Source organism: Streptomyces sp. NPDC051211, assembly GCF_040689505.1.
Taxonomy (GTDB): domain Bacteria; phylum Actinomycetota; class Actinomycetes; order Streptomycetales; family Streptomycetaceae; genus Streptomyces.
The window spans coordinates 163,009-174,095 of the sequence record NZ_JBFBAV010000005.1 but is presented as its reverse complement, the minus strand read 5'-3'; the positions used below and the strand labels follow the sequence as shown (position 1 = coordinate 174,095).

9 protein-coding genes and 1 pseudogene are annotated in these 11,087 nt (G+C 73.3%); 6 read left to right on the top strand and 4 right to left on the bottom strand.

Annotated elements, in window-relative coordinates; translation table 11 throughout:
* The first annotated feature begins 160 nt into the window (after positions 1-160).
* From AB0447_RS08235 to AB0447_RS08225, 3 genes and pseudogenes are all read left to right on the top strand, one after another.
* Complete coding sequence (locus AB0447_RS08235; RefSeq protein WP_366475726.1) at positions 161-832, top strand: GPP34 family phosphoprotein; 672 nt, start codon at positions 161-163, stop codon at positions 830-832.
* A 91-nt stretch (positions 833-923) separates the two neighbouring features.
* Positions 924-1,712 (top strand): annotated as a pseudogene (locus AB0447_RS08230) (serine/threonine-protein kinase); the annotation flags it as partial.
* A gap of 213 nt (positions 1,713-1,925) precedes the next feature.
* Entirely contained in the window at positions 1,926-2,489 is a 564-nt protein-coding gene (locus tag AB0447_RS08225) for a TerD family protein (RefSeq protein WP_366475803.1), read from the top strand.
* Between the two features lie 27 nt (positions 2,490-2,516).
* On the opposite strand, the gene AB0447_RS08220 is transcribed toward AB0447_RS08225, so the two are convergent.
* From AB0447_RS08220 to AB0447_RS08210, 3 genes are read right to left on the bottom strand one after another with little or no spacing between them, the layout of a single operon-like run.
* On the bottom strand, positions 2,517-4,670 hold the full coding sequence (locus tag AB0447_RS08220; protein WP_366475725.1) for a prolyl oligopeptidase family serine peptidase: 2,154 nt from the start codon (positions 4,668-4,670) through the stop codon (positions 2,517-2,519).
* A gap of 25 nt (positions 4,671-4,695) precedes the next feature.
* On the bottom strand, positions 4,696-5,187 hold the full coding sequence (locus AB0447_RS08215; protein WP_366475802.1) for an NUDIX domain-containing protein: 492 nt from the start codon (positions 5,185-5,187) through the stop codon (positions 4,696-4,698).
* The gene (locus AB0447_RS08210; RefSeq protein WP_366475724.1) at positions 5,187-5,807 is read right to left on the bottom strand and encodes a helix-turn-helix domain-containing protein; all 621 of its coding nucleotides are present in this window, start codon (positions 5,805-5,807) and stop codon (positions 5,187-5,189) included. The genes AB0447_RS08215 and AB0447_RS08210 overlap by 1 nt, the downstream gene beginning before the upstream one ends.
* A gap of 66 nt (positions 5,808-5,873) precedes the next feature.
* On the opposite strand from AB0447_RS08210, the gene AB0447_RS08205 reads away from it, so the two are divergent.
* Positions 5,874-6,995: an NAD(P)/FAD-dependent oxidoreductase gene (locus AB0447_RS08205; protein ID WP_366475723.1), complete on the top strand. Its 1,122-nt coding sequence runs from the start codon at positions 5,874-5,876 to the stop codon at positions 6,993-6,995.
* Between the two features lie 200 nt (positions 6,996-7,195).
* Positions 7,196-8,755: an NAD(P)-binding protein gene (locus tag AB0447_RS08200; protein ID WP_366475722.1), complete on the top strand. Its 1,560-nt coding sequence runs from the start codon at positions 7,196-7,198 to the stop codon at positions 8,753-8,755.
* Positions 8,756-8,922: 167 nt separating this feature from the next.
* On the opposite strand, the gene AB0447_RS08195 is transcribed toward AB0447_RS08200, so the two are convergent.
* Positions 8,923-9,984 carry an ATP-dependent DNA ligase gene (locus AB0447_RS08195; RefSeq protein ID WP_366475721.1) on the bottom strand — a complete coding sequence of 354 codons (1,062 nt, stop codon included), beginning with the start codon at positions 9,982-9,984 and terminating at the stop codon, positions 8,923-8,925.
* A gap of 75 nt (positions 9,985-10,059) precedes the next feature.
* Between AB0447_RS08195 and ligD the strand changes: the two genes are divergently transcribed.
* Entirely contained in the window at positions 10,060-11,085 is a 1,026-nt protein-coding gene (gene ligD / locus AB0447_RS08190; RefSeq protein ID WP_366475720.1) for a non-homologous end-joining DNA ligase, read from the top strand.
* Positions 11,086-11,087: the final 2 nt, after the last annotated feature.

The following is an 11,087-nucleotide window of genomic DNA, read 5'->3' as shown; positions in this document are numbered from 1 at the left end:
GCCTGGCGGGCGTGCTGCCGGGTGCCCTGCCCGTGTCCTGCCGGTGTCCTGACAGGTGTCCTGACGGATGTCCTGCCGGGGGAACCACAGTGCTGCCCCACTCGTCTGAACTACTGGGTAACAGAGCATCACCAAAGCACAACGGATCGGGGGATCGGACATGGCCGGTACGCATGTCACGCTCGGCGAGGAGATCATGCTGCTGTCGCTGGACGACGAGTCCGGTACGGCGACATCGCGGCAGGCGGCCGGCTGGGCCGTCGCGGGCGGACTCCTGCTCGAACTGGTCATGGCGGGGAGGGTGTCGGTGACCGGCGCCTACCTCGGCGTGGTCGACACGACACCGACCGGCGAGCCGCTGATCGACGGCCGGCTGGCGCTGCTGGAGACCTGGATGAAGGGCCGCAGCAAGCGCCGGGTCACCGACTGGCTGACCAAGGACCAGGCCAAGGCCGTGGGCGCGACGCTGGAGCGGATGAGCGAGCGCGGCCTGGTCGTCGAGGAACGGCACAAGCTGCTGGGGCTGTTCCCGGTCCGCCGCTACCCGGAGGCCGACGGCTCGGCGGAACGCGAACTCCGCGACCGCCTGGCCGCCACCGTGCTGGGCAAGGCCGATCCGGACGAGCGTACGGCCGGGCTGATAGCCCTGCTGCACGCGGCCAAGCTGCACCGGCTGGCCTTCCCGGAGCTGCCGCGCCGGGAGGTCGCGCGGCGGATGGCGGACATCGCGGCCGGCGAATGGGCGGCGGAAAGCGTCCGCCTGGCGATCCGGGACATGCAGGCGGCGGTGATCGCCGTGACGGCGGCGACGGTGGCCGCTGCGGTGGCCTAGGCGGCCCGCGCGGAGCCGGCGTGGCCGGTGCCGTTCGCCGGTACGCTGCTGCTGCCAGGGCAGACCATGAGGCGAGCGGGGGCCGAGGACCGTGGAACGAGACGCGCAGGCAGGCCGGTTGGTCGGCTCGCGGTACCGGCTGGTCGAGACGCTCGGGTCCGGCGGTTTCGGGCAGGTGTGGAAGGCGTACGACGAGGCTCTGCAGGTCGACGTGGCGGTCAAGGAACTCCGGCTGCCGCCTTCGGTCACCGAATCCGACCGGGCCGAGCGGACGGTCCGTGCCGCCCGCGAGGCCCGCAAGGCAGCCGCACTGCGCGATCATCGGAACATCGTCGCGGTCCACGACGTGGTCGTCGAGGACGGGGTTTCGTGGACCGTGATGCAGTTGGTGGTCGGGCATTCGCTGCAGGACCGTCTCGACGCCCGGGGGCCGCTCTCGGTCACCGAGGCAGGGCACATGGCCGCCGCGGTCCTCAAGGCCCTCGGTGCGGCGCACGCCGCCGGGATCGTGCACCGGGACGTCAAACCCGCCAACGTGATGCTCGCCGACAGCGGCGAGGTGCTGCTCACCGACTTCGGCATCGCCGTCCATCCGCACGAGACCGCCCTGACCACGCCGGGGATGCTCGTCGGATCGGTGGAGTACATCGCACCCGAGCGCGTCAGGGGACAGGACGGTCAGCCGGCCGGTGACCTGTTCTCCCTCGGGGTGACCCTGTACCGGGCCATCGAGGGGGTCTCCCCGTTCAAGCGGGACGATCCGGTGACCACGCTGGCGGCCGTGCTGGCCCACGACCCCCCGCCGCCGCTGCGCGCCGGGCGGCTCGCGCCGCTGATCACCGGGCTGCTGGAGAAGGACCCGGCCCGGCGGCCTGCCATCGCCGAGGCGCTGGCGCTCATCAGCAGGCCCTCCACCCCTCCGGTGCCGCCCGCTCCTGTGCCGTCCGCCCCGGTGCCGCCCCCGCCGCTGACACCTCCACCGGGGCGACCCGCGCCCGTCCCGCACGGGTACGAACCCACCGAGGTCGTCGGTACGCCCGTACACGCCACGGCCGTCGCACCACCCCCGACGGGACGGCACGTACGAGAGCGCCTGTCCCGGGGGGAGACGATCAGGCTCGCCCGGCCCGACGGCCGTGCCCTCACCGCGGTCCGGATCGGGATCGGCTGGCAGGCCGCCCCGCAGCGCGGGCTGTTCGGCAGCCGCACCCCGGAGATCGACCTCGACGCGTCGGCGCTGCTCTTCGCCGACCGGCAGCCCGTCGACGTCGTCTTCTTCCGGCACCTCGTCAGCGACGACGGCTCGGTCAGGCACACCGGCGACAGCCTGGCGGCCGCCCGCGAAGGGGTCGATCAGGAGGCGATCCTGGTCGACCTGCCGCGCGTTCCGGAGCACATCGACCAGATCGTCTTCACCCTGAACTCCTTCCTCGGCAAGACCTTCTCCGCGGTCCAGAGCGCCCATTGCCGGGTGGTCGACGAGACCGTCGGCCGGGAACTGGCCCACTTCACCCTCACCGACATGGGCCCGCACAACGCGCAGATCCTCGCCAAGGTGGGCCGGGCCGGCGCCGGCTGGCGGATGACCGCCGTCGGCGCCCCGGCCCACGGCCGGACCTTCCAGGACCTGATCCCGGCGGTCCTGTCGCACCTGTGACGGCGCTGCTGCCGGGGTTCCGCTCGCTCAGTCCGCGCACTCCGTTGCCGCTCCCGCTCCCGCTCCCGCTGCCGCTTCTGCTTCCGCTTCTGCTTCGTCCGGCGATGGCGGTGTGAGGCCGAGCGCCCAGCAGTAGAAACTCAGCTCGTCGACGTCCTGTTCGATGAGGGCTTTCATCGTGGTGCCGCCACCGTGCCCCGAGGCACGGAGCGGCAGCAGGAGGTAGGGGCCGCCCGGCCCGCCTTCGGCCTGGAGCAGTGCGACCATCTTGAGCGGATCGTATGGCGGCGCGTTCCGGTCGTTCAACGCCGGCACGAACGCCATCACGGGATAGCGGCGATCGGGTCGGACGTTGTGGTACGGCGAGTACCCGGCGAGATACGCACCCTCGACGGGATCGTCGGGCGAGCCGTATTCGACGGTCGCCGACCCGAGGTGGCTGAACTTCGGAAACTGCAGCATGTCGAGGACGGGCACCCGGCAGTAGACGGCCCCGAAGGCCTCCGGCGCCTGCATGGCGGCGACGGCGACGAGCAGACCGCCGTTGCTGTTGCCGCGCGAGGCCAGCTTGGAGGGCGTCGTCCAGCCCGCCGAGACGAGCCGGCGCGCCGCGGCTATGTAGTCGTCGAAGGCGTTCTGCCGCTGGGTTTTGAGGGCCGCCTCGTGCCAGGTGCGGCCGTACTCGCCCCCGCCCCGGACGTTGGCGAAGGCCAGGACCCCGCCCAGTTCCAGCCAGGCGGCGTTGACCGCCGAATACCGGGGTTCCATCGGGATGTTGAAGCCGCCGTAGCCGCAGAGCCGCACGGGCCGGTGTCCGTCGCGCGGCAGGTCCTTCCGGTGGATGACGAACATCGACACCCGCGTGCCGTCGGGCGACTCGTACCAGACCTGGTCCGTCGCGTAGGCGGAGACGTCGAGCCCGACGTCGGGTACGTGGTACGGCGACAGACGGTCCGCTGCGTAGTCGTACCGGTAGAGCGACGGCGGCTGTACGTACGACGTGAAGCTCACGTACACCTCGTCACCGTGCCACGTGCCGCTGACGCCGCTGACGGTGCCTTCGCCCTCGTTGCGGTTCACCGAGCCGAGTGTGGGCAGCGCCAGGTCGCGAAGGTACGTACCGTCCTCCGCGTGGACCCGCACACGATGTGACGCGGCGTGCGAGTAGACGGCGTAGAGCCGGCCACCGACGCCGGCGACCGTCTGCAGCAGGTCCGTGCTTTCCGGGATGAGCGTCCGCCACTTCGTCGGTTCCGTCAGCGGCGCCACACAGAGCCGCCCGCGCGGTGCGTCGAGGTCCGTACGGACGAGCAGCGAGTCACCGATCACCTGGACCTGGTTCAGGGAGCGCATGCCGGGCGCCACCGGTATGAGCGCGTCGTCGGCGAGGCGCAGCAGGTGGACGGAGTTGGCGTGGACGTAGTCCCAGGTGTAGAGCACGGCGAAGCGGCCGCATTCACTGACCCTGACGGAGCACCAGTAGTCCTTCTCCCGGTCGTCGCCGAAGACTCGGCGGGCCGGCGTGCCCGCTCCGATCCGGTGCTCGTAGACGGCGTGCCAGTACGCCTCTTCGCCGGCCGGCACTTCGCCGGGTTCGGGGCACGCCGTATAGAAGAACCCTGAGGAGTCGGGCCGCCAGGCCACCGACGAGTGGCCCGTGCCGCGGGGCCGTTCGGGAAGCAGCCGGCCCGACGCGACGTCGAGCAGGTGGATCACGGCGTCGTGCGTGCCGCCGACCGCTTTTCCGAACGCGACCAGTGCGCCGTCGGGTGACGGCTCGGCGAACACCAGCGCCCGGTCGCTCTCCCAGGTGTTCGGATCGAGCACCGTCTCGGCCGGCGCGTCCTTGCCGCGCCGCAGCATGAGCGCGAGTTTCTCGTCGTCGGCATCGGCCTGCCAGAAGAACTCGTGGCCGTGCGGCCCGGCGGGAACCGGTGGCGACAGCCGGGTATGACGCGACGAGCGGGTGACGGCCGTCCGCAGCCGGTCCCGCCCCGGGACCTCGTCCAGCACGGCTCGGGCGGCGGCTTCCTGTGCGGCGATCCAGTTCCGGGTCTCGGCGTCGTCGAGTCGCTCCAGCCAGGCGTAAGGATCGTCGAACCGCCTTCCGTGCAGCGTGTAGCCGCTGTGGGGGTCCTTGCGCGTCGTCGGGACTTCCAGGGGCAGGCTCGGCTTCTTCAAGCGGATCCTCCGCAGTCGCAGCTCTTCAGTGAGCGGTCGGGTAGTCGTACGAGAGGACGTCCGGCAGGGCGGTGAGGTCCGGGCGCCAGCTGTGCAGGACGGCTGCGGAGGGGGCGAACAGCACGGCCGGGATCCGGTCCGGGGCGAACCACTCCCAGCGAGCGATCTTGTGCGGCTCGGTGACGGCCGGGGTGCCCTCCGCGGCCTCGGTGACCGCCGCCGCTGTCAGCCTGGTCGTCCCGGACTCCGTGTCGATGTGGACGCCGAGCACCCGGACCGACGCCGGGTCCGTCCGCAGGTCCGTTTCCTCCGCGAGTTCCCGGGCGGCGGCCTGCTCGAAGCCCTCCCCGGGGTCCACCTTGCCGCCGGGCAGTTCCCAACGGCCGTCGTGGGCCTGCCCGAGCAGGACCCGCCCGTCGGCGCCGAGCACGATCAGGCCGACTCCGACGACGGCGTTCGGCTGCGGCACGGCCCGCTCGGGGCGCTCGCGCTCCGGGTTCTGGGGTGCGGTGGTCATCATCGTCCTTCCGTCGTGTTGCCGGGCCGGGCCCGTACGTGTATCCGCTCGCCCTGCGGCCCGAACAGGCTGAGGAATTCGACCGGTTGCGGGCCCGCGTTGAAGAAGGCGTGCGGGATGCGGGTGTCGAACTCGGCGGCTTCGCCGTCGGTCAGAACCAGGTCGTGCTCGCCCAGCAGCAGCCGCAGCCGCCCGGAGAGCACGTACAGCCACTCGTACCCCTCGTGGACGCGCAGCTCGGGCAGCGGCCGGCCAGCGTCGGAATCGGGCGCCGGCGGGATGATCATCTTGTAGGCCTGCAACCCGCCCAGGGCGCGGGTCAGGGGCAGATAGGTGCTGCCGTGCCGGATGAAGGGCTTGGCGCGGATGCGCGGGTCCCCGGTCTCGGGCGCGCCCACGAGCTCGTCCAGGGCGACCCGGTGGGCCTTGGCGAGGGGGAGGAGCAGTTCCAGGGTGGGCCTGCGCTGGCCCGACTCCAGTCGGGAGAGCGTGGAGAGGGAGATTCCGGTGGCTTCGCTGAGCTGGGCGAGCGTGGTGCCGCGCGCCCGCCGCAGCTCGCGCAGCCGCGGGCCGACGGCGGTGAGCACTTCCGCGAGGTCCGAGTCCTCCTCTTGAGCCATGATCCCATTTGCCGCTTCGGCAACAGTGTTTGTCAAGGCGGCCGGACCGGCCGCAGGCTCGGCCGTATGACGAACACGAACACGAACTCACACGGAACACATTCATCGGTCGGGGCCGGGGCCGGGGTCGGGGTCGGGGTCTCAGGCGATGTCGAGGTCGAGGGCGCGGCCGGGGCCGGGGCCGAGGTCGAGGTCGACGTGGTGGTGGTCGGCGGTGGGGCGGCGGGGCTGAGCGGGGCGCTGACCCTGGCCCGGGCCCGGCGCTCGGTGCTGGTACTCGACTCCGGCAGTCCTCGGAACGCACCGGCCGCCCACATGCACGGCTTCCTCGGCTTCGACGGGGCGAACCCGGCAGAGCTGCTCGCCCGGGGCCGGACGGAGGCGGCGGCCTACGGTGCGCGCTTCGCCCCGGCCACGGCCATCGCGGCGGACCGGATTCCGGAGGGCGGGTTCCGGGTGCGCTGCGACGACGGCTCGACCGTCCGCGCCGCCCGACTGCTGGTCGCCTCCGGCCTGGTGGACGAGCTGCCGGACGTGCCGGGGCTGGCCGGGCGCTGGGGGCGCGACGTGCTGCACTGCCCCTACTGCCACGGCTGGGAAGTGCGCGACCGGCCGCTCGCCGTCCTGGCCACCGGCCCGCTGGCCGTTCACCAGGCGCAACTGTGGCGGCAGTGGAGCGACCGCATCACCCTGCTCCTGCACCGCGCCGCACCGCTCGGCGGGGACCAGTACGAGGAACTGGCCGCCCGGGGCATCGCAGTGGCGGAGGGGGAGGTGACCGCCCTCCGGCAGGCGGCGGACGGCCGGCTGACCGGGGTCGAGCTGGCCGACGGTACGACGGTCCCCTGCGAGGCCCTGGTGGTCGCCCCGCGCTTCGCCGCCCGCGCGGGGGTCCTCACCAGCCTGGGCATTCCGCTGACGGAGGTCGAGCGGGACGGCCGGGTCATCGGCACCGCCGTGGACGCCGATCCGCACACCGGAGCCACCGCCCTGCCGGGGGTCTGGGCGGCCGGCAATGTGACGGCCCCGTTCGAGCAGGTGGTGGGTGCGGCGGCCCAGGGCGTCCACGCGGCTGTGGCGATCAACGCGGACCTGATCGCCGAGGAGGTCCGGCGCGCGACGGCGGCGGCAAAGGCGGCGGCCGCGAGCCCGCAGACCCCGCAGGCCGAGCCCAGCCCGGCGCACTGAACCAGCCGCGCACCGGACCGGTGCTCGGCCGCGTGTGCGGGTTTCGCCCAGCCGCCGGCCGCGCAGGATCTCCGACGATCTGATCGTCACAGCGGGACAGCGGGACAGCGGGACAGCGGGACAGCGGGACAGCGGGACAGCGGGACAGCGGGACAGCGGGACAACGGGACAACGGGACAACGGGCATTCCGGGGGGCGCAATGGCACATGTGCTGGTCATCGGCGGCGGGGTCGGGGGGCTGGCCACGGCGCTGATCGCCGCCCGGCACGGGCACACGGCCGAACTGTTCGAGCGGGACACCCGGGCTCCGGGCCGCGCGCTCGACCGGGACTTCTTCGGCTGGCGCCGCTCCGCCGTCCCGCAGGCCATCCAGCCGCACGCCCTGCTCGGCGCGGCCCGCAAGGTGCTGCGTACCGAACTCCCCGATGTGTACGAGGACATGCTGGGCCTGGGCGCCCGCGAGCGGCACGAACTCGACTGGTTCGAGGAGCGCCCGCCCGCCCGGCCGGGCGACGAGGACCTGGTCATGCTCCAGGCCCGGCGCATCGTGCTGGAGAGCGCACTGGTCACCGCCCTGCGGGCGGAGCCCGGGGTGGTCGCACGGTACGGGGAGCCGGTCACCGGGCTGCTGACGGCCCGGGCCGGCGAAGGCCCGGCCGGCGAGGGCCCGGCGGGCCGGGACGCCGCCGGCCGGGACGAAGCTGGCCGGAACGCCGTCGGCCGGAACGCCGTCGGCCGGGAGGTCGGCGCAGGCATCGGCATCGGCGTCGACGTCGGCGGCTCCGGGGCCGGCGTCCGCAGCGCCGGCGCGGTCCAGGTCGTCGGAGTGCGGACCGCGGGCGGCATTTACCGGGGCGACCTTGTCGTCGATGCCGGCGGGCGGCGCGGCGGCGCCGAGCGCTGGCTGGCCGCGGCCGGCTGCCGCCCCGCGCTCGTGGAACGGCACCGCACCGGCCTCGCGTACTTCTGCCGCTGGTACCGGCTGCCCGCCGGCCGGGAGGACGGCCCGCGCCGGCCCTGGGCGGTGACGGGCGGCAGTTTCGCCGGCTGCGCCGTCTTCCCCGCCGACAACCGGGTGTTCGCGGTCACCCTGTTCGTGCACACCGAGGACCCGACCCGGTCCGCACTCCGCGACCCCGCCGTGTTCGAGGCGGCCGCGGGGGCCTTCGCCCCCGGCGCCGCCTGGCTCGCGCTGGGCGCCGAGCCGCTGTCCGACGTACAGGCCGCGGCCGGGCTCGACAACCGCTGGTGTGCCCTGGCCGACGAACAGGGCCCGGTCGTCCGCGGGTTCGTGCCGGTCGGCGATGCCATCACGCACACCAACCCGACCCTGGGTCAGGGCATGTCCCTCGCCCTCTGGGCGGCCCAGCGGGTCGGCCGGACGGCCCACCAGGACCCGGGATCGGCAGCCTTCGCCGCCGGCTACCACGCGTGGGCGGTGCGCACCCTCAAGCCCTGGTTCGACTTCCAGGTGGTGGCGGACGGGGCCATCGGGGAGCGGTACGCGACCCACGCCGGCCGTGCGGGCCGGGCCGGCGCCGCGCGCGAGGTGGCCGCGCTGTTCGACTGCGCGCTGGACGACCCGGAGGTGATGCGGGCCCGGGCCAGGGTCCGCCACCTGGCCGACTCGCCCGAGCGGGCGTACGCGGACCCGGAGATCCGGGCCAGGGTGGCCCGCTGGCTGGCCGCCCGCCCCGACTACCGGCCGAACGCGTGCGGCCCGGACCGCAGGGAGTGGGAAAAGCTGACGGCAGGCTGACCGGGCCGACGGGGACGGGGCCGGCCGGGTCGACTGGGCCGACCGAGCCGGGCCGACGGGGCCTGCCGGGCCGACGGGGCCGGGCCGGCTGACGGGGGCGGCGGCCCGTCCGCGCCAGGACGGAGGCCACGACCGCCAGGGCGGAGGCCACGGCCCCGGCCCGCGGTCTACACCCCGAGCACCTCGGCCAGGTCGTAGTGGACGACCTCCTCCAACTGGGCGTACGTACAGCTCTCCGGCGTCCGGTCGGGCCGCCAGCGGCGGAACTGCGCGGTGTGCCGGAAGCGGTCGCCCTCCATGTGGTCGTAGGCCACCTCGCAGACCCGTTCGGGGCGCAGCGGCACCCAGGACAGGTCCTTCTTGCCGGTCCAGCGGCTCTGCGCACCGGGCAGCCGGGCACTCTCGTGCGCGGCCTCCTCGGCCCAGGCGGCCCACGGGTGGCCCGCGGCATCGGCCATCCGCAGCGGCTCCAGCTCCTCGACGAGCTCGGCGCGCCGCTTCATGGGGAAGGCGGCGCAGACGCCCACGTGCTGCAGTGCGCCGTGGGCGTCGTGGAGGCCCAGCAGCAGCGATCCGACAATCGGACCGCTCTTGTGGAAGCGGTAGCCCGCGACCACGACGTCGGCCGTACGCTCGTGCTTGATCTTGAACATGAGGCGGGCATCGGGCCGGTAGGGGAGATCGAGCGGTTTGGCGATCACCCCGTCCAGCCCGGCCCCCTCGAACCGCTCGAACCACTCCTGCGCCTCCGTGGCGTCGGTGGTGGCGGGCGCCAGATGGACGGGGGGCCGGGACATGGACAGGGCGCGGACCAGGGAGTCACGGCGATCGGCCAGCGGGGTGTCGAGGAGCGCCTCGTCGCCGAGCGCGAGCAGATCGAAGGCGACGAAGGAGGCGGGGGTCGTCTCGGCGAGCAGCTTCACCCGGGAGGCGGCGGGATGGATCCGCTCGGTCAGCCGGTCGAAGTCGAGCCGCCGGTCGTGCACGATCACGATCTCCCCGTCGACCACGCAGCGCTCCGGCAGATTCTCCCGCAGAGCCACCACCAGCTCGGGAAAGTACCGGGTCAGCGGCTTGCCGGTGCGGCTGCCGATCTCCACCTCGTCCCCGTCGCGGTGCACGATAGCCCGGAAGCCGTCCCACTTGGCCTCGTACTGCATGCCCGGCGGGATCCGGGCCACGGACTTGGCGAGCATCGGCTTCACGGGGGGCATCACCGGCAGATCCATGTCCTCGATTCTGCGGTGGTACGTCCATCCCCGCCCGGTGTGCGAGTCCGGCCGGCCCGGCCTACCGTGGCGCACATGGGTGCTGCCGGGAATGCGATCGAGCTGGAGGCGGGCGGGCGGACGGTACGGCTGTCCAGCCCGGACAAGGTGTACTTCCCGGAGCGCGGCCTCACCAAGCTGGACGTGGCCCAGTACTACCTGGCGGTCGCGGACGGCGTCACCCGCGCCCTCCGCAACCGGCCCACCACCCTGGAGCGCTACCCGGACGGGGTCGAGGGCGAGTCCTTCTTCCAGAAGCGCGCCCCGAAGAACCTCCCGGACTGGATCCCCACCGCCCACATCGCCTTCCCCAGCGGCCGCACCGCCGACGAGATCTGCCCGACCGAACCGGCGGCCGTGCTGTGGGCCGCCAACCTCGGCTGCCTCACCTTCCACCCCTGGCCGGTGCGGCGCGAGGACACCGACCGCCCGGACGAACTCCGCATCGACCTGGACCCGCAGCCCGGCACGGACTACCACCACGCGGTCGTCGCCGCCCACGAGCTGCGCGACCTGCTGGAGGAACTGGGCCTGCGCGGCTGGCCCAAGACCTCCGGCGGCCGCGGGCTGCACGTCTTCGTGCCCATCGAACCGCGCTGGACCTTCACCGAGGTCCGGCAGTGCGCGATCGCCCTGGGGCGGGAGCTGGAGCGGCGCATGCCGGGGAAGGTCACCACGGCCTGGTGGAAGGAGGAGCGCGGCGAGCGGATCTTCGTGGACTACAACCAGACGGCCCGTGACCGCACCATCGCCTCCGCCTACTCGGTCCGCCCCCGCCCACACGCCCCCGTGTCGGCACCGCTGCGCTGGGACGAGATCGACTCGGCCGAGCCCCGGGACTTCGACATCGTCACCATGCCCGCGCGCTACGCCGAACTGGGCGACGTCCACGCAGACATGGACGAGCACGCCTTCACCCTCGACGCGGTCCTCGAACTCGCCCACCGCGACGAACACGACCACGGCCTGGGCGACATGCCCTACCCCCCGGACTACCCGAAGATGCCGGGCGAACCCAAACGCGTCCAGCCCAGCCGCGCCAAACACGACCCGGAAGAATAGGG